Source organism: Aureispira anguillae, assembly GCF_026000115.1.
In the GTDB taxonomy this organism is placed as follows: Bacteria; Bacteroidota; Bacteroidia; order Chitinophagales; family Saprospiraceae; genus Aureispira; species Aureispira anguillae.
This window is the reverse complement of the sequence record NZ_AP026867.1, coordinates 737,774-755,345: the sequence shown is the minus strand read 5'-3', so window position 1 is coordinate 755,345 and position 17,572 is coordinate 737,774. Positions and strand designations below refer to the sequence as shown.

The following is a 17,572-nucleotide window of genomic DNA, read 5'->3' as shown; positions in this document are numbered from 1 at the left end:
ATATTTAAAAGAATAAGCTTTTATTTTTAGGTTATAAACCATTTTTTTGCACTCATTAATTGCTATGCTTACCTACATTTTCGCATTTCTATTGGACTAAATTAACCTTTTAACATGAATTTTATTGCAGTACTATTGATCGCAAGTATTTGTTGTTGCTCTTTTGGAGCTTGTCAAACAATAGAAAAAAACACAACCTACATAACACAATATCCCCCACTACCTCTCAACGAATCCATCCAAGATTATCATGGAAAAAAAATATGTTTGCAAGGAAAAAAAGCAACGGTCATTCATCAACATATGATGAAGGGATCAATCAGCAACGAACAGCACATTTATATTGACTATAATAAAGGCCAACAACTTGTTGCCTATTATAATAACCTTAAGATACCCAACGATAAAAAAGTACACAAATTTTATGGAACCGTTCACAAAATAAGCGGCGCAGGCAAAGGAGGGGGTCCCCACACTGAATACTATCTCGATTTGGATAAAGTAGAATAGACAACTTTTCAAAGGTATCCGCAGGCAGACCATCTCTTATGGGTAACAAGTCCCGTTCTTACAGGACTTGTTATCTATATATATACTACTAAATGGATTAAACCTTATTTAATCTAAGGGTAAAATCCAATCAATTCCTTTTTTCCCTTGTTGTTCTAAATAAGCATTTGCCTGAGAGAAATGTTTGTTTCCTAAAAATGCAGTGCCCGCCAAAGGAGAAGGATGCGCAGCTTCCAAAATTAAATGTTTGTTGGAATCTACCAATACCGCTTTCTTTTTGGCGAAATTTCCCCAAAACATAAAAACAACTCCCTCTCGTTCATCCGATATTTTTTGAATTACGGCATCTGTAAATTTACCCCAACCTATTTTTTGATGCGATCCCGCTTTTTTATGTTCTACCGTCAAAAAAGCATTGAGCAAAAAGACTCCTTGTTTTGCCCAAGTTTCCAAGTTGCCATGTTTGGGTTTTTCGAAGCCAGGAATATCTTCTGTCAATTCCTTATAGACATTCCTTAAAGATGGAGGTATTTTTGCTGTTTTGGGTACCGAAAAAGAAAGCCCATGAGCCTGTCCTGGTCCATGATAAGGATCTTGCCCTAGAATAACGACTTTTAGCTCAGGCAACGGAACCGTATCAAAGGCATTAAAAATCAAATTGCCAGGAGGGTATATTGTTTTTCCTGCCGCATACTCTCCCTTCAAAAAGGTTTTAATCTTAGAAAAGTAATCTTCTTGAAATTCGTTATTTAGTGCCTTTTTCCAGCTTTCTTCAATTTTTACATCTATTATTTCAGCCATATTTTGGGTTATACTTTAAGTGAATAATGTCCTGCGAAGATAAGTTTTTTTGGAACTTAGTGCAAGTCTCACAACAAAACTTAGAATATATTTTAGATTTAGATCCATCAAAACCAGCAACTTAAACAAGCTAAACCGTTTCTAAAGAACTAATAACAAAACTAACCTAACAGCATACTAATTGTTGTCCTTAAAGATTAGCAATACAGTACGAGCAACCTATGCTTGTTTTCAGATAGACAAAAGCTGCTCCATCCAAAATGAAACAGCTTTTTTATAAAAAAAAGAATTGATTTAAACGTTTTAAATCATCCCTTTAAATTCATCTCCCATAAAGTCTAAATCTCCAGCACTTGCTAATTTTTTCAACTCATTTTGAGTGTTTTTGGGAAGTTGACTAACAGTAACTTCATTTAGATACAAATTGATGTCAGCATCTTCATCTCCGAACCCTCTTAACGTTAAATGGTCTCCAGCAAGCCCCAATGTAAAATCACGTTCATCAGTGCCATTTAAGGGGACACCATTAATTGTAACAGATTTCGCAGCTTCTTCCTTGATCTGATACAGCATACGCACGCTATCTTGACCAGGATTTAGCACCATTACCCCCTTGTGAACAATACTAAGACAGATATTATCCAATAATCCCAGAATTTGCTTCTCCATCTTGGCAGGCATCTGAGCAAACATTTCGTTTTTGGCGCTAGTTGCTTTGATGTCAACTTTCCAAAACTTATGGAATAAGGGTTTAAGAATTTGTGATTGTTTATTTGTTTTAAAGGCTTCTTGCATCTCATCCAAGAGCAGCGCCTCTTTTTCTTTGAGTTCTATACCTAAGAAGTTTGAACAATATTTTTCGATGCACTCCTCTGCTTCCAAGTGAAAAATATCACTTGCTTTGCGCCACGATCTAAAAGCAGCTTCCAAGTCTCCTTTAGTTTGGTATAATTTCCCCATACTAAAATGTCCCTCTGCATTTATTTCTTCATCGTCCATTTCCAACAATGCCTGAAAAGCAGCCTCTGCCATCTCCCAATTTCCTGCTTGTGTATGAATAACACCTTTTTTATTATACAACATCCACTTGTTATCCAAGACAATATCAATGCCCAAATCTAAATAAGTAGAAGCCGCATCAATGGCACCATCTTTAGCCTTAGCTTCTGCAATTCCGATATAAGAATCTGCAATTTTAGCATCCAGCTCAATCACTCGACTAAAATCATCAACTGCAGCCGAAGTATTGTTTTGATGCAAGCGAGCCCAACCTCTACCCAAAATAGAATTAATCGCTGCAAAATCACCATATAGCTGCTTTTCGATCGCTAAATCAAATGATTTTTCAGCAGCCTTATAATTGTTTTGTCCTACATAAAAATCAGCTTGGGCCTTGTGACGATCGGCATCTTCAGGATTCAATTCAACCCATTCACTAAATGCATTTTCGGTTGCAACTGCATCTCCACTAATATCGTGTAGGTTAATTTTTTGGAGCCATAATTCTTGATCATCAGGCGCCATTTTTAATGCTTTATTAATATCGTCTAATGCCTCTTCATAATTATTAAGGTTGGTGTGAACAATTGCCCGAATTTTGTAGGCATCACCATAATCTGGAGATACTTCTAATGCTTTGTCCAAATAGTTCAAAGCATCTTCTGGTGCATCATCATTGATGGCATAAACTCCCATTGCAACCAAAGAATCAACATGACCATCATGAATTGCTAGTATTCCAGCATAAATTTGTTTGGCTTTTTCTTCTTCTTCTAATTTTGCATACATAAGCGCTAATCGGCTCTTATAATCGGGGTTGTCAGCAGCTTTATCTACTGCTTGCTGATAATAGGCTACTGCATCATCCACATCACCTTGCAAAAACATTGCTTCACCTACGTAATAATAACCAAAAGCTTCATTGGGGAACGCTTCAATTGCTTCATCGGCTAAATCCTCTGCCTCCTCATAATCTCCATCCTCTAATGCATCTAAAATATCTTCCAGTAACTCTTCTCTTTCTAATAACTCCTTTTCTGTCATAAGTAATTTAAATTCATATCGTGAGTGTTTTAAAGTAGGATCATTTTGAGGTTTCTTATACCTGTAAGTTATGTAATAGTTTTTAGATAAAAAAATCTAGATAAAATTTATTCTACTTCAATTTATAGAGGTAGTCAGAACAGATTAGATAAGCACTAATTTATTTAAAATAATATCCCTAAAAATATATTCTATTTCGCTCAGCCTTATAGCGTCAAACGCTTTTAAAATAGGGAGTTTGGAAGGTTTAAAAATTAAAAAATAAAGATTAATCAAATAGAAGATGCTACAATCTAAAAGTAATCGTTAATTTTGTGTAAATTAGTTAGCATTTTATTAGCACATAAAATAAGCAGGTTCAAAATTAAAATGAGTATTATTGAACTCCATTTGTTGGGCATTTTTCCAATAAATTGTTTGTGCTGTAGAACATTTTTACCATCCAATAAGGCAATATTCTTAAACTTGTTTGTTGCTTCAAATATTATGATTGGAGATTCAAAATGTCAGACAGAACGCTAATAATTATCATCAGTAAAAACTAGATCAATGAAAAAATTATTCATTGGTTTAGATTGGATTTAGGAATTAACACTTTATGTCAGAAAAAACAGAAGAAGCCATTATAAAAAAAAAGGAGCAAATTGATTTGCAGCCTGTTGACTATCCTATGCCAATGGTGGAAGACATGACTAGTTGGCCCATTCATAAACTCAGCCAAGAGAAGGAAGAGTTTATGAAATACGCCTCTGAGTTTACCACTCAATCTATCATTAATAAAAAACGCAAGGATAATATGAGCGAAGCCATTGCAAAAGTGCTTTACTTAGAACGCATGCGTATTGTTAATGAGCCCTGGAAAGTTGACCCGCCAGATGAGATGGATTTTTGGAATGATATTCGAAAAAAACTGCTCCGAAAATCACTCGATCAAACAGAGAGTTCCGTAAAAGAGTACAATCATCGATTGTTAAGACGAATTACAGAGCGGTATTTGAGAGAAATCATGAGCAATTTCAAGATTCCTACTTATAAAATCGCACAAAAATTCTTGCCCAAACTATTTAGTACGATCCTCAATGCTTCTAGCTTTTTTCGTTCTAAAAAGCGCCTACAAGATAAGCTTCAAATTGTCGGTGATGTAACAACCATTCGCAACTTATTGCCACAAGGTACTATCGTATTGGTTCCTACACACTTTAGTAACCTAGATTCTATCTTGGTGGGTTGGGCTGCAGATCAAATTGGTTTGTCTGCATTTACTTATGGGGCAGGAATCAACCTTTATAACAAAATACTGGGTTATATTTTTCCTAGGCTGGGCGCTTATGGTTTAGATCGTCGCAAAAAAAATGATTTTTACTTAGAGACACTCAAAGCTTATTCTCAATTAAACATGGAACGCAGAGTGCATTCTATCTTTTTTCCAGGTGGAACCCGCTCCCGTTCTGGTGCCTTAGAAGACAAATTAAAAATGGGTTTGTTGGGAACGGCTATAGATGCCCAAGGGAATTTGTTTCAACGCAAAGAGGACAATAAAATATTTATTGTTCCTGTTGTTCTAAACTACCACTGTGTCTTGGAAGCCAAGAATTTGATCAATTCTCACTTGGAGCGAACAGGAAAGGAACTTTACCTCATTGAGAAAAAAGCATTTGGAGGGGCCTTTAATTTTCTTAAGTTTTTCTGGAAATTTTTCTCTTCTACTTCTGAAATTGTCGTCAATTTTGGGCAGCCCATGGATGTCTTGGGCAATTTTGTTAACTCCAAGGGGCAAAGTTTGGACAAAAGAGGAAACGTGGTTGATTTAGAGGGGTATTTTGTATCGGGAGGAGTTGTCAAAAATGATAAACAACGCAATGCTCAATATACTAAAATGCTTGCCAAACAAATTGTTAAGCGTTATCACAATGAGAATGTTGTTTTAAGTAGTCATTTAGTAGCACATACGGCATTCAACATCCTTCAGAAAAAATATCCTAGCTTGGATCTTTATGGAATATTGAGACTGCCCAAAGAGGATCGCATCATAACCCAAGAGGTCTTCAAAAGAAATATCACGTTACTTCGTGACCATCTGTTGGCACTAAACAAAGCTGGAAAAGTCAGATTATCTAACATTGTAAAGAATGGAAGTATTCAGGACTTAATTAAACATGGTATTGATAATATTGGTATATTCCATGTACAAAAAGCATTGTTTATGGACAAACAACAAAATGTTCGAAGCGAAAATCTTAATCTTTTGCTTTACTATCATAACCGCTTAACAGGTTATAATTTATCTGAATACATTGAAGTTAAAAATATAAAGTAATCATGAAATCACTATTATTCTGCCTATTGATCCTCACCATTTTAATGTCATGCTCTAATGAAGAGGACAAAGCCTGGGAACTGGCACTAAGTCAAAACTCTAGTGCAGCTATTGATTCTTTTTTAATTACTTACCCTGATAGCAAATATGCTACAGATGCTGCCACACATAAAGAAGATTTTGCTTGGTTTGCTGCCAAACAAAAACATACCGTATATAACTATAAAAAATATTTGGTTGATTTCCCTAATGGAAAATACAAGGATGCTGTCCCCAATCAAATTGACTCGATCAGTTCTAGCAATATAGATTTAGCAGAATTAACTCAAAGTACTTTTATTGGTAAAATTGATTATGGCAACCGTGAAACACAAGTATTAGCTTTTCGATTTGCAGAAATCAATAAAGATAGTGCAGGGATTCGTTTTATTGCAAAAATCAACACTTCTGATATACGAAAAATGATAGAAGGGCGTATTGACCCCAATGATTATTTGATTATGTTTATGGAAAATCCCGATGACAAAATTATGCTCAATATCACAGATGGTAGAGCTTACAAAAAAGGAAACAAATTAATGTTGGAATCTACCAATGTTAATCAATATTGGAACCTTATAAAATACAATGAAGAATAAATTTAGCACTCATTTTGCTATTGCTAAGTTATCCTTGTTTAGAAAACACTGTATTTAACTCAAAATAAACTAGATTTCAAAACTGGTACAATTCACAAATTAGAATCTTATGAAATTATCTTATGTCATACTCCTAATGGGGCTTTTGGGCATTTTTGTTAGCTCTTGCAATAATTATCAAGAACAGTACAATGCGCTTGTTGAAAAAAATGCAGCAGATCAAAAACGTCTGCATGAATTAGAAGAAGAAGATAAATTAGTTCGTGGAGAATATTCGCTTGCTATAGAAACATTAAACTCTATAGAAGACACCTTGAGAACTATTGCCAATAATGAAAAAGAGATTCAACGGTTGACTCAACAAAAAGAATTTAGTGGCAACCTTTCTCAACGCCAATCTATTATTGCCAAGCTTCAGGCACTTAGAGATGCCAACGAGGCTGCCAAAGAAGCTGCTAAAAGCATGCAACGTAGAATGCGCTCTTATCAAATTGAAAACCAGCAACTCAAAAAAATGATTGCACAGGCTGAAACGAGAATTATTGAAAAAGAGGAAGACCTAAAAGAAGCTCGCCATATTATTGATGACATGGAACTTGCTTTGGCTAAAATGGAAGGACAACTGACTGAAAAAAGTGGTCAGCTTGACGATGCTTACAAAGATCTCAAAGAACGCAACGAAACGCTTACTCAAACCAATGACAAATTGGCAACAACCATTGCTGACCTCAAAAACAAAAATGAGTTCATCGATGAGCAAGCGAGAGCTTATGTTGCTTGTGGTGACAAAAAAGCACTGCGTAAAGCAAATATTCTTCGCAAAACAAGCATGAAAAAATTAACTAGAGATTATCAACAATTTGTTCGTGAAAATGGCGATGAAATTGATTACTTCAACAATGATCAAATTGATTGTGGAGGTGACGGTGAAATTCTTTATGTTCTCCCTGCAAGAGACGAGAGTTCTTATGAAGTTCAAGGTGGAGTTTTAATTATCAAGAATTCAAAATCTTTTTGGGCTACAGACAAAACTGTTGTGCTAGTAAAAAGCTAATGATTTTATTAATGCTCTTTATTGCATTCCTTCGAACCATAATATTAAACCAGACGAATTAACTATGAAACTAACCTATATAGGATTTCTATTGCTCGCTAGTATTACTATCAGTTGTGAAAACTACCAAGCAAAAATGGAAGAAGAACAAAAAAAGCAACAACTGTTAAGAGAACAATTAGGAACGTTAGAAGAAGAAGAACGGCTCATAAAAGGTGAATATGCTGATGCTATGGAAACGCTTACGGCTATTGACGAAACCTTAAGTGAGATGGCTACTCGTAATAAGGAAATGGATCAGCTTATCCAACAAAAGGAGCTAGTTAAAGGAACAACTCAAGAACAGGCTATACTAATCAAACTCCAGTCTTTAAAAGCTGCTAATATCGAAGCAGACAAAAAAGCTCGAAGATTAAGAACAAAAGCTAGAGCCTTTAAAGTTGAAAATGCTCAGCTCAAAAAGATGATTGCTCAACTTGAAACTAAGTTTACCGAGGTAGAAACCGAAGTTAATAAGGTTCAATCTACCATTGCCAATATGCAAATAGCACTCAATGAGCTAGAGGCTGATGTTTCTTCTACAGAGACTCAGTTGGCGACTGCTTATGCTGATCTGAAAATAAAAACAGCTAAATTAGAACGTACCAATCAAGAATTAGAAACGACCTTAAGTGATTTGCAAGCTAAAAATTCATTTATTGAGGATGATGCTAGTGCCTACATTGCTTGTGGAACAAAAAAAGTATTGAGAAGAAACAAAATCATACGTTTGTTAAGTGCCAAAACGCTTACTTTAGAATATCAAACGCAAGTAAAGTCTGTCGGTTCTAAATTTGATTATTTTAATAATACTCAAATTGATTGTGGTAGTGGCGAAATTCAATATCTACTGCCAACTAGAGATCCCAATTCTTACTCCTTAAATGGTGGGATAGTAGATATTTTAGATAAAAAAACGTTCTGGGCTACTGCTAAAACGGTTGTTTTAGTCAAAAAATAATTTCGGCTTGTATACATTTGTATAAGTATTGTTACCATTCATTTTTTTCTATTTGGTAATGCAAGGATTTAAAGAAGGGAGTATTCCTTTTATCTTTACAGCTTTGCATTACCAAATTTATTTTTAGCCACAACTTAACTATTCCAACAAAATAGCGCTCCTCATTCCTTTACAAACAGGTCCATACAATGACAAAAATAATTGAAACCAAGGATGGCTCGCACAGCCTAACCTCCCAACAGTTTAACGCAACCTATCATTCTATTCATGGAGCCATTCAAGAAACGCAAACTGTATTTATTGATGCCGCTTTGCAGTATAAAGCCACTAACCAACAGCAATTGGCCATTTTAGGAATTGGTTTTGGAACAGGTCTTAATGCCTTTATGACTTACCTAGCCGCCAATCGACAACAGATCGCCATCCAATATACAGGCGTAGAAGCCTATCCCATTTCTTTAGCAACTGCCCAGCAACTCAATTATCCCAGCATTCTTGGAGTGGAAGAAGAACAAGCACAATTTCTAAAGCTTCATCAATCAAAGGATGAAGTTATCAGCCTCTCTCCTTATTTTGACTTTTGTAAACGAGTCTGTCATTTTGAAGAGTTAGATTATACAGAAGCATTTGACATCATTTACTATGATGCATTTGCGCCTAGTGTACAACCTGAATTATGGGAAACTGCTTTGTTAGAAAAAATGTATCGTGCCTTAAAACCAACAGGAGTATTAACTACTTATTGTGCAAAAGGAGTTGTGAAACGAAGCCTAAAAAGTCTTGGTTTTCGTGTCGAAGGCATCCCTGGACCTATTGGTAAACGAGAGATGACTCGTGCTATTAAATAAGCAAATTAGTCCTAAAAAAAATTGAAGATCTGAAACTATTGTTCAGATCTTCAACACTAAAATTTTCACAGCGCAAATTGTTGATTAATTTGCAACAGGATTTTATAGAAGGCAATATGCTTAGAATACTCCAGCCCAAGCTTGTGCCGATTTTAAAGCATCATTTTCCTTAGAAGCCCATGCTTTCATTTTTTTCAATTCTGCTCTATAGTCAAATGGATCTCCACCAAAGAAGCCAAAGAAGCCACGACCAACACCAGCCCAGAAGCCAGTATCCCATTCAGCTTTTGCCTCTTTCATGATACCAAATTTTTCAAACTGTCCAATCATCGCATCTGCAATACGAATTTCTTTTTGAGGGAAACGAATTAACCACACAGAATACAAATAACGACTTGCAAAACGATAAGCCTTTTTCTTGTTAATTGGTGGATAATTTAAGTTGATATATTTCTTCATAATATCATTTCTTAAGCCGCTCCACTTCATTTCAAGAATAACCACTTTTTTCTTAACAGCAGCCAATCCCGTTTCATCAATTGTATCTGCCTGTTCCATAGAACGCAAATTCTTTCCTAAGTTTCGAGTTTTAGCTTTCATACCATTTAATAAAGCAATCACCTCTTTATACCTAGAAGAAACACCATTGATGTATAGCTCATTCAAGCCCTTTAGCAATTCTTTACCCTCAATCTGAATCAATCCTCTTTCATCTCCCCACTTGGGCAATAAACCAGGTATAATATCTTTGGTTAAATCACCAATAAATTCAAATCCTTCTGGCATGAGCTTATCAATTTCATCGTTAACAGCCTCAAATTCGCCCAACAAGGCAGAACCGACAGAAGAAATAATAGATCCAGCACCAGGAACAAAAGAATCGATTGCAACGCCTGCTACAGACAATAAACCATTGATAATTTTTCGACCCAATGAATTGGTTGCTTTAAAATAATCGTTGTGTTTGCTAACCGCTTGATCGTATTCTTCTTTAGCATCTCTAAACGCATCTGAAGCTTGAGCTCCACGTTTTACTGCATCCTTAAATCTATGTGCAACTTTATCTTTTGTTTCATCCGCCTGATCCTTCATATCAGAGAGAATTCCCTCAAAAGAAGCATTTGCTTTTCGAATTCCATACTTTGCCAAAACCTCACCCATTTCTTCCTGAGAAACATCGTGAATTTCAGGGATACTAATACGATCTTCATCTTTTTCATATTTAGAAGAATGATCAACAACCCCTCCCGTACTCAAGATGAGCTTATCAATATCGCCAAGAATAGCTCTTACCTCATTTTCTTTAGACGCATCGCCCCCAGTTAATTTATTCATCAACCAAGTTTCTGCTTTCTTGCTATATTCTTGAAGTTTTGCTTTGATTTTGTCATCGACAGTAGTTCCTTCAAAAAGATCTTTATCGGTATCAATAAAGTTTTTAAAGTCCTTAAGGTCTTGATAAATATCTGCTAAATCACCATCTTTTAGGTTTTCGACAAAACCAGTGATAGCTTCAGTAAATTTACTGAGTTGCCCCAACCATTGTTGTGCATTTTTTATTTTTTCTTGCAAGCCCAATTCTTCTGCTTTGTCAGAAGCTGCTGCAATAAATTTGTCAACCGATTTTTTTAATCCAGTAATCTGAATCAAAATTTTATCGTCAATTTTAGTTCCAGGGATCAAGTCTGTTGAACCACCAAACAACTCATTATACTTAGCTTCGATTCTATTGTACCAGTCAGGAAGATTGTCACCATCCTTATCATCCAGAACAAGTCCAACCAACTCTTCTAACCTTCCTAATTTTTCTTGCCCTCTTGCTAAATAAGTCTTGAGCGTTTCTACATTTAGCTTTAACTCTTCGTCCTCTATATCAGCTGTTGCAATAAAGTTTTTCGCAGCCCCAAATATTTTTGTTGCTTCAGCAACAACACCATCTTTGAGTTCATCAATTTTGCTAGGCAAGGTCAAGGTAATATTAACTACATCTTGTGCAATTTTAGCATAACGATCAACTTGGTCGCTGATGTTACGAGCCACATTAATAAATCCTTCTGCCTTTTTAACCAGCTCTTTTATTTCGTTAATTTCCTTATTAAATTCACCAGGAACAAATACCTCTGCATAACTAATAAAATTCTCTGCATCGGTCAAAAATTGCTCTCCTTTGTCCAAATAAGCTCTAAAATTCGAGGTAATTTTATCAAACTCATAGGCATTCCAAAGCGATTTAAGGCTGTCAAACCTAAATTGACTCTCTTCTTTTGCGCCAGACTTATCGTTCTTTTGTTTCTTGCGAGTAACGGCTTCAGCCCTACGGTTGGCTCTGCGTTCTTCTCGTTTTCCTTTTCGAGCCTCTTTGCGTTTCTCACGGCGAGCTTTTCTGTCTTCTTTGCTAGTTTTAGGCGAATCTACAGGGGTAGTTGCAGTTGGGGCAGCCGCAGAAGCACTAGCAGTAAGATCCATTAAACTAAGGTCAAGATACAGTTCTCGAATACTTCGAGCGCTTGGCATATACTGAGCTCGCTCAGCACTTCCCTTTTCTAACTTCTCAAAATTCTTCAAAAATAATCGCAATTGCTTTTGAAGTGCTAAAAGCCCCTTTGCTGCTTTTGGTGATAAATTACTAGCTGGCATAGTGTATATTTTTATTTTTTTTTCTAAAACATAATGGTTAATGGATACTTCATGAACACGCCGAAATTAAAGGTTTCCGTTCATTTTTTTAGACGAGGCAATGTACAACAAAAAAAACAAAAAAACAAGTCATTTTTACAAAAAGCTCTATAATAAAGGTTTTTCATAAATTCACTTTGATAACAATTTTTTAATGCTTATCTTAGTTGGTTTTTCTTTGCCCAAATCGCTCTAAATGGGCTTTTTTGAGCAAAAAATCGCTAGCTTCCGTTAAGCAAAAGTTAGGTTCGTATTAAGTATTATTTATGCTTTAATTCAAAAAAATGCTTTGACAAATTGCCAAAGCATCTATATATTATTATCCGACTATTTATAATTATAGTATAACTTAATCTGCTAACAAAAGGGTACAACACTTAGCCCCCTGCAAAAGGAGGCAACAAAGCCACTTCATCTTGTTCTGAGATCAAAACGTCCTTAGCCGCCAAACACTGATTCACGGCAACTTTAAACTGCTTGCCCTCTAATTGGGGATAATGCTCTACCAAGGAATTAATCAAAGTAGTAACAGTACAGACATCACTCAAAAGCAAAGTTTCTTCATTTTTCCCGATGAGTTCAACCAATAAGCCAAAATATTTAATGTTGATTTTCATTTTTTATACGTTGAAAGTCTTTAGGTGTATTAATATTCTCTAAACATGAAATCAAGGGCAATGGGCAAGGAATTTTGTGTACCTCCATTTGTTCAAACAATGCTTGTAATTTGAGTTGTTGCTGCTCTAATGCATGTTCAAAAACAGATAAACAGGTACGCTTGTAAAGTGCCGTTAAAGGTTGATGTTTATCCCTTATGGTCATTACATTCACATCACAAGGTAGGCTATTTTCAATCAAATACTGCAACAACTGAGTTGAAACCAAAGGAATATCACAGCTCAAGACCAATAAATAAGGTGTTTTTACGATGCTTAATGCCGTATGAATCCCACCAACAGGTCCTTGATCCGCTATCTTATCCTTATAGACTGTTAGCCCCAATTGTTTGTATTTATGAACCGCTCCAATAATAACAACTTCTGTTACCAAGGGTTGCACAGCATGAATAATGTGTTCTATAAACGTTTGTTGCTGGAACATTAAAAACGCCTTGTCCTCTCCCATTCGTTGGCTTTTTCCTCCTGCCAAAATTACTGCTGTTAGCTGCTTCTTATTAATCATATTCTATCTATTTTGCTAACTTGAGGTTGTAGCACAAAACTGGTAATGCTAATTTTGTCTCCTACTTGAATATCTTTTTTTGTTGAGGGAGGCAAAACAAAGGTCATTAATGCGGTTCCTACCTTTAGTTGAATGCTATTCTTTTTAATTGCTTGTACAATGCCCTCTACCTGTATTTCCTGCAATAAATTTTGCTGCTTAAAATAAGCAATAGGATCGTGATACAGGGTTGCTTTTTCTCCCTTTAAGACCAATACCTTTGTGGCTAATTGCACAATTTCGGGAATATCATGGCTAACCATTAAGGTAGTCATCGTATACCGTTGATGTAAGTTAGCAATGAGGGTTTGCATCGCTTGGCGAAGCTCATAATTTAAAGCCGATAAGGGCTCGTCCAATAGTAGAATAGAAGGTTGCATAGCCAAAGCCCTGACTAAAGCCACTCGCTGCTGTTGTCCTCCTGAAAGTTCTGCGGGTCTTTTAGCTTGGAGGTTTACTAAATTGGTTTCTTTTAACAATTGATGAATTAGCTCCATATTTGTGCTGGCAAAGCGCAAGTTCTCCAAAACCGTCATATTAGGAAATAGGGCGTAGTCTTGAAAAACAAACCCTACTTTGCGCTTTTGTGGTACTAAATTAACCTTGGTCTTACTATTGTACCAATCAATGGCATTCACCTTAAGGTATCCCTTGCTTGGTTTTGTTAAGCCCGCCAACATGCGCAACAAAGTCGTTTTACCTGCACCTGATGGACCATAAATTGCCACTAAATCCCCCTGTGTTAACTCCATTTGAGCCCTTAGCTGAATACAGCCTTGGGTCGTTTCTAGTTGTTTATATAAATCAAATTCAATCACAACAATTCATTTTGAGCTTTAAGACGAAGTATAAAATACTCTATTTATAAAATAGGTAATTGCCAAAATCACAAAACTAATCATCAATAATATACCTGAATAAAAATTAGCTTGTGCATAATTTAATGATTCTACCTCATCATAAACCGCAATAGAAGCCACTAAGGTCTCCCCTGGAATTTTTCCGCCTATCATCAAGACAATTCCAAATTCACCAATCGTGTGCGCAAAACTCAAGACAACTCCAGTTAATAAAGCAGGTTTTATATTGGGTAATAAAACCTTCCAGAGGACGGTTCTTTTTCCTTTGCCCATCGTATAAGCAGCCTCTGTCAAAGAAATAGGAAGATTTTGTAGCCCTGCTTGGATTGGTTGCACCATAAAAGGAAGGCTATACAAAACAGAAGCAACTACTAAGCCTTCAAACGAAAACGCCAATTGAACGCCAAATGTTTCATAAAAAAAATTGCCGATGGCATGATTCCTCGAAAAAACAATCAATAAATAAAAGCCCAATACCGTTGGAGGTAAGACCAAGGGCAAACTTACCACTGCCTCTATCAAAAATTTGTATCTAGATTTGCTCTCTGCCAACTTAGCCGCAATAGGAATCCCTATTATTAACAAACAGCAAGTTGTTATAACAGCTAATTCTAAGGATAATATAAGAGGCGTCCAATTCATCTAGTTTGGTTGCACAGCATAGCCATGTTTTTCAAAAATTAACTTTGCTGCTTTTGATTGTAAAAATTGATAAAAATTCAAAGCCACACCCGATGGGTTTTCTCTTTTTATTAATAACATACTTTGTTCTAAGGCATAGTTGGGTATTTCCCAAAAATGACCTTTTTGCTTCAAATTAGGAGCCATAACAACCGATTTGGCTGTTAACCCCAAGGTCACCGCTTGGGTTGTAATATATTGGTTGACCTGCCCTACACTTTCGCCCAATACTAGTTTGGACTGAATGCTATTATAAATTTTCTTATCGTTTAATATCTGTTGGCTCAACAATCCATAAGGTGCCGTTTTGGGATCTGCTATTGTAATTTTTTGAATACTTGGATCTGTCAAAATATTCAAGCCTCCACTAAGATTAAGATCCGCATAGGTCCATACGATTAATTTCCCACTGGCATAAACAACAGGCTGTTCTACCCCTAGCCCCTTTTGAGCAAGGTAATTGGGGTAAGTGGTATCTGCCGAAATAAAAATATCAACTGGAGCTCCTTGCTCTATCTGTGCCGTCAGTTTCCCAGAAGAACTAATAATAGATTCAATTCGTACCGCTTGATCCTTCTGATACAATTCGATCAATTCATCCAAAACATATTGAGTAGAAGCAGCCGCAGCCACAATTATTTTATTAGATTTAGGAGTTGACGAACACCCCATTAATATAGTTACATAAAGAACAACTAAGTAGATCACTCCTATTGGCATACCATTATTTGACCTGTATTGTTTTAGCCTACAAGGCGAAAAGCGAGAATTTTTAACGCAGTTAGCATGAAAAAACACGCTCAATCTATTCATCATTAGGCTTATCCATCTACTTACAACGTACCATTTTTGTTTCATAAGCTAAGGCAATAAATGAACTTCTACTAACTCTCCTGCTGCTGTCGTCATTTTATCGTGAGGAATATAAATCAAGGCATCTGCATAAGCAAAAGAAAATAACATGGCAGAGCTTTGTTTTTGTAAAATTTTCACACCTGTTGGGCTTATTTTTGCTTTTAAAAAATGTGCTCGTTCTCCCTTTTTAGAGTAAGCCTCTTCCAACGGTAACCATAGTTTTTTTAGTTCAAAATTGGGTAGTCCTACCGCTTGTTTTAGTGCCATTAATACATATTGATAAAAACAAGAAAGCGCTGCGGCTGGATTGCCAGGTAAGGCAAAAATCGTACAATTACTGGTTCTTCCCAAAAACATTGGTTTTCCTGGTTTTTGCCGAACTTTGTAAAATAATTGTTCGACTCCAATTTCCAACAATGCCTTTCCTACAAAATCATAATCTCCCACAGAGATACCACCAGAGATCAGCACAAAATCTTTCGTTTTTATTTGTGCGTTTAACACCTCTAATGTTTTTGGATAATCGTCCTTTAAGCTGATTAGGTCTATTTGATTAAATCCCGTATCCTTAGCAGCAGCAGCAAGCATAATTCCATTGCTCTCATAAATCTGTCCACGTTTCAGATCTTGCCCTGCTTTTACCAATTCATCGCCTGTTACAACAATAGCGATACTAGGTTGTTCAACAACTTTTACTGTTTGAACACCAATTCCTGCCAAAAAACCAACAGAAGCGGGTGTTAATAAGACGCCCTTATCTAGGGCCAAGGCTCCTTTCTTTATTTGCTCTCCTAATAAGCGAATATTTTGTCCTGGAAAAGCTTGTTTTTCTAAACGAAGTTGCTCCCCATCCCTAACTGTTTTTTCTTGCATCATAACCGCATCTGCATCAGACGGTATGGCAGCCCCTGTAAAAATTCGAACCGCCTCCCCACTGCTCATCTTAGGGTTCTTTGTGCTTCCTGCCTGTACTTCATCTATAAGCGTATAATTTAGCGTTTTGCCCAATTTTAAGGCATAGCCATCCATCGCCGATTGATCAAAAGGAGGCATGTTGATTGGCGCATAAATGGCTTCTGCCAATACATAGCCCAATGCATCCTCTAGCGGCAACTCGATCCTTCTTTGTTTATATTTTAGGCTTTTTACAATTTTTTTTGCCTCTTCTACATATATCATTTTTATACTTACTTTACGAATTACATATATATTCTACTACAAACAAAGCACTTCAATATCAAGCACATAAGCCACTCACAAATAAATTAAATATCGTTCAAATAACCTATTTATTCTCTGTACCTTTGCCAATTATTGAGTAGCTTCCTTCAAGGGAATACCTTCTTTACCTAGAATAAAGTTAATAATCCATTGAGGTAACAAATCTACTATTTTTTGCATTTAACAACATAATTAGTTAAAATTAAAACCACAAATAATATTATCATGAAAAAATTTTCAAACCTATCCCTACTAAGTTTGGTACTACTGCTACTTATTACGTCTTGTGGTACGGATGCTCCCGAAAACAACAAATTTAAGATTAAAAATCCTACTCAAGTTCGTGCAGGTGGTGCAGCAGATAATAATAGCGAAGCATTCACATTAGAATTAAATTTTGATGGTCAAATGATCTCGCTAAAAACAGATGACATCATTGATGTTTCGAAAAAAACTAGTGCCGAAAATCAAGATGCAATGGATGTAATGAGCATTAACCAAAACCTAATGGGTGCTGAAAAAGAAGCCCAACTGTTGGATGTTAATTTCACCATGTCTGATGAGCCTGTAGACAATGGAATGTTCATTTTTGGTATTGAAACAGAAGATGCCAAAGACTTGATTTTAGAAATGCGTGATGAAGAAGGCTTTGCTTTGGTCGCAAACAATAAATTCGAAATCATAGAGGGAAACAACTACAAAGCATTAAATGTTTCTAGCTTAGATAATGGTATTTATAACTTCCGTTTAAAAGACGAAACTGGTAAAGAATTAAATCGCCAAATTAATATTGCTAAAAACACTCAATAAGGTTCACTACCTAAACTCTTTTTAATCCCCCTTCAAT

At 36.0% G+C, this 17,572-nt stretch carries 16 protein-coding genes; 7 read left to right on the top strand and 9 right to left on the bottom strand.

What is annotated here, in order from left to right; genetic code table 11:
* Nucleotides 1-114: 114 nt before the first annotated feature.
* Nucleotides 115-510 carry a hypothetical protein gene (locus tag AsAng_RS02730; RefSeq protein ID WP_264791246.1) on the top strand — a complete coding sequence of 132 codons (396 nt, stop codon included), beginning with the start codon at nucleotides 115-117 and terminating at the stop codon, nucleotides 508-510.
* A gap of 108 nt (nucleotides 511-618) precedes the next feature.
* On the opposite strand, the gene ung is transcribed toward AsAng_RS02730, so the two are convergent.
* Together ung and AsAng_RS02720 are read right to left on the bottom strand one after the other, a co-directional pair.
* Nucleotides 619-1,311 carry a uracil-DNA glycosylase gene (gene ung / locus AsAng_RS02725; RefSeq protein ID WP_264791245.1) on the bottom strand — a complete coding sequence of 231 codons (693 nt, stop codon included), beginning with the start codon at nucleotides 1,309-1,311 and terminating at the stop codon, nucleotides 619-621.
* Between the two features lie 303 nt (nucleotides 1,312-1,614).
* Complete coding sequence (locus AsAng_RS02720) at nucleotides 1,615-3,354, bottom strand: tetratricopeptide repeat protein (protein ID WP_264791244.1); 1,740 nt, start codon at nucleotides 3,352-3,354, stop codon at nucleotides 1,615-1,617.
* A 598-nt stretch (nucleotides 3,355-3,952) separates the two neighbouring features.
* On the opposite strand from AsAng_RS02720, the gene AsAng_RS02715 reads away from it, so the two are divergent.
* From AsAng_RS02715 to mnmD, 5 genes are all read left to right on the top strand, one after another.
* Nucleotides 3,953-5,671, top strand: a complete 1,719-nt coding sequence (locus AsAng_RS02715; protein ID WP_264791243.1) for a 1-acyl-sn-glycerol-3-phosphate acyltransferase — start codon at nucleotides 3,953-3,955, stop codon at nucleotides 5,669-5,671.
* 2 nt (nucleotides 5,672-5,673) lie between these two features.
* Nucleotides 5,674-6,309, top strand: a complete 636-nt coding sequence (locus tag AsAng_RS02710; RefSeq protein WP_264791242.1) for a hypothetical protein — start codon at nucleotides 5,674-5,676, stop codon at nucleotides 6,307-6,309.
* A 109-nt stretch (nucleotides 6,310-6,418) separates the two neighbouring features.
* Nucleotides 6,419-7,363 (top strand): hypothetical protein, encoded by a 945-nt coding sequence (locus AsAng_RS02705; RefSeq protein ID WP_264791241.1) that lies wholly within the window; start codon nucleotides 6,419-6,421, stop codon nucleotides 7,361-7,363.
* Between the two features lie 64 nt (nucleotides 7,364-7,427).
* Nucleotides 7,428-8,363 (top strand): hypothetical protein, encoded by a 936-nt coding sequence (locus AsAng_RS02700; RefSeq protein ID WP_264791240.1) that lies wholly within the window; start codon nucleotides 7,428-7,430, stop codon nucleotides 8,361-8,363.
* Nucleotides 8,364-8,551: 188 nt separating this feature from the next.
* A complete protein-coding gene (gene mnmD, locus AsAng_RS02695) occupies nucleotides 8,552-9,211 on the top strand; it encodes a tRNA (5-methylaminomethyl-2-thiouridine)(34)-methyltransferase MnmD (RefSeq protein WP_264791239.1) in 660 nt (219 codons plus the stop codon).
* Nucleotides 9,212-9,331: 120 nt separating this feature from the next.
* Here the strand turns inward: mnmD and AsAng_RS02690 are convergent, their stop codons facing one another.
* The 7 genes from AsAng_RS02690 to AsAng_RS02660 all read right to left on the bottom strand — a co-directional run bounded on the left by AsAng_RS02690 (nucleotide 9,332) and on the right by AsAng_RS02660 (nucleotide 16,683).
* Nucleotides 9,332-11,848: a hypothetical protein gene (locus AsAng_RS02690; protein WP_264791238.1), complete on the bottom strand. Its 2,517-nt coding sequence runs from the start codon at nucleotides 11,846-11,848 to the stop codon at nucleotides 9,332-9,334.
* A gap of 416 nt (nucleotides 11,849-12,264) precedes the next feature.
* Entirely contained in the window at nucleotides 12,265-12,504 is a 240-nt protein-coding gene (locus tag AsAng_RS02685) for a MoaD/ThiS family protein (protein ID WP_264791237.1), read from the bottom strand.
* Entirely contained in the window at nucleotides 12,488-13,069 is a 582-nt protein-coding gene (gene mobA, locus AsAng_RS02680) for a molybdenum cofactor guanylyltransferase (protein WP_264791236.1), read from the bottom strand. The genes AsAng_RS02685 and mobA overlap by 17 nt, the downstream gene beginning before the upstream one ends.
* A complete protein-coding gene (locus tag AsAng_RS02675) occupies nucleotides 13,066-13,926 on the bottom strand; it encodes a sulfate/molybdate ABC transporter ATP-binding protein (RefSeq protein ID WP_264791235.1) in 861 nt (286 codons plus the stop codon). Before AsAng_RS02675 ends, mobA begins: the two co-directional genes overlap by 4 nt.
* An 18-nt stretch (nucleotides 13,927-13,944) precedes the next feature.
* Nucleotides 13,945-14,610: a molybdate ABC transporter permease subunit gene (modB, locus tag AsAng_RS02670; protein WP_264791234.1), complete on the bottom strand. Its 666-nt coding sequence runs from the start codon at nucleotides 14,608-14,610 to the stop codon at nucleotides 13,945-13,947.
* Nucleotides 14,611-15,369 carry a molybdate ABC transporter substrate-binding protein gene (gene modA / locus AsAng_RS02665; RefSeq protein ID WP_264791233.1) on the bottom strand — a complete coding sequence of 253 codons (759 nt, stop codon included), beginning with the start codon at nucleotides 15,367-15,369 and terminating at the stop codon, nucleotides 14,611-14,613.
* Between the two features lie 141 nt (nucleotides 15,370-15,510).
* The gene (locus AsAng_RS02660) at nucleotides 15,511-16,683 is read right to left on the bottom strand and encodes a molybdopterin molybdotransferase MoeA (protein WP_264791232.1); all 1,173 of its coding nucleotides are present in this window, start codon (nucleotides 16,681-16,683) and stop codon (nucleotides 15,511-15,513) included.
* A gap of 267 nt (nucleotides 16,684-16,950) precedes the next feature.
* Here AsAng_RS02660 and AsAng_RS02655 point away from each other — a divergent pair, with 267 nt between their 5' ends.
* The gene (locus AsAng_RS02655) at nucleotides 16,951-17,535 is read left to right on the top strand and encodes a hypothetical protein (RefSeq protein WP_264791231.1); all 585 of its coding nucleotides are present in this window, start codon (nucleotides 16,951-16,953) and stop codon (nucleotides 17,533-17,535) included.
* Nucleotides 17,536-17,572: the final 37 nt, after the last annotated feature.

Bases quoted from the DNA above. Each gene is read 5' to 3' on its own strand.
- AsAng_RS02660 (WP_264791232.1), bottom strand. From the start codon at position 16,683: ATGATATATGTAGAAGAGGCAAAAAAAATTGTAAAAAGCCTAAAATAT.
- ung (WP_264791245.1), bottom strand. From the start codon at position 1,311: ATGGCTGAAATAATAGATGTAAAAATTGAAGAAAGCTGGAAAAAGGCA.
- AsAng_RS02720 (WP_264791244.1), bottom strand. From the start codon at position 3,354: ATGACAGAAAAGGAGTTATTAGAAAGAGAAGAGTTACTGGAAGATATT.
- AsAng_RS02710 (WP_264791242.1), top strand. From the start codon at position 5,674: ATGAAATCACTATTATTCTGCCTATTGATCCTCACCATTTTAATGTCA.
- modA (WP_264791233.1), bottom strand. From the start codon at position 15,369: ATGCCAATAGGAGTGATCTACTTAGTTGTTCTTTATGTAACTATATTA.
- AsAng_RS02715 (WP_264791243.1), top strand. From the start codon at position 3,953: ATGTCAGAAAAAACAGAAGAAGCCATTATAAAAAAAAAGGAGCAAATT.
- AsAng_RS02685 (WP_264791237.1), bottom strand. From the start codon at position 12,504: ATGAAAATCAACATTAAATATTTTGGCTTATTGGTTGAACTCATCGGG.
- AsAng_RS02655 (WP_264791231.1), top strand. From the start codon at position 16,951: ATGAAAAAATTTTCAAACCTATCCCTACTAAGTTTGGTACTACTGCTA.
- mobA (WP_264791236.1), bottom strand. From the start codon at position 13,069: ATGATTAATAAGAAGCAGCTAACAGCAGTAATTTTGGCAGGAGGAAAA.
- AsAng_RS02690 (WP_264791238.1), bottom strand. From the start codon at position 11,848: ATGCCAGCTAGTAATTTATCACCAAAAGCAGCAAAGGGGCTTTTAGCA.
- mnmD (WP_264791239.1), top strand. From the start codon at position 8,552: ATGACAAAAATAATTGAAACCAAGGATGGCTCGCACAGCCTAACCTCC.
- AsAng_RS02730 (WP_264791246.1), top strand. From the start codon at position 115: ATGAATTTTATTGCAGTACTATTGATCGCAAGTATTTGTTGTTGCTCT.
- modB (WP_264791234.1), bottom strand. From the start codon at position 14,610: ATGAATTGGACGCCTCTTATATTATCCTTAGAATTAGCTGTTATAACA.
- AsAng_RS02705 (WP_264791241.1), top strand. From the start codon at position 6,419: ATGAAATTATCTTATGTCATACTCCTAATGGGGCTTTTGGGCATTTTT.
- AsAng_RS02700 (WP_264791240.1), top strand. From the start codon at position 7,428: ATGAAACTAACCTATATAGGATTTCTATTGCTCGCTAGTATTACTATC.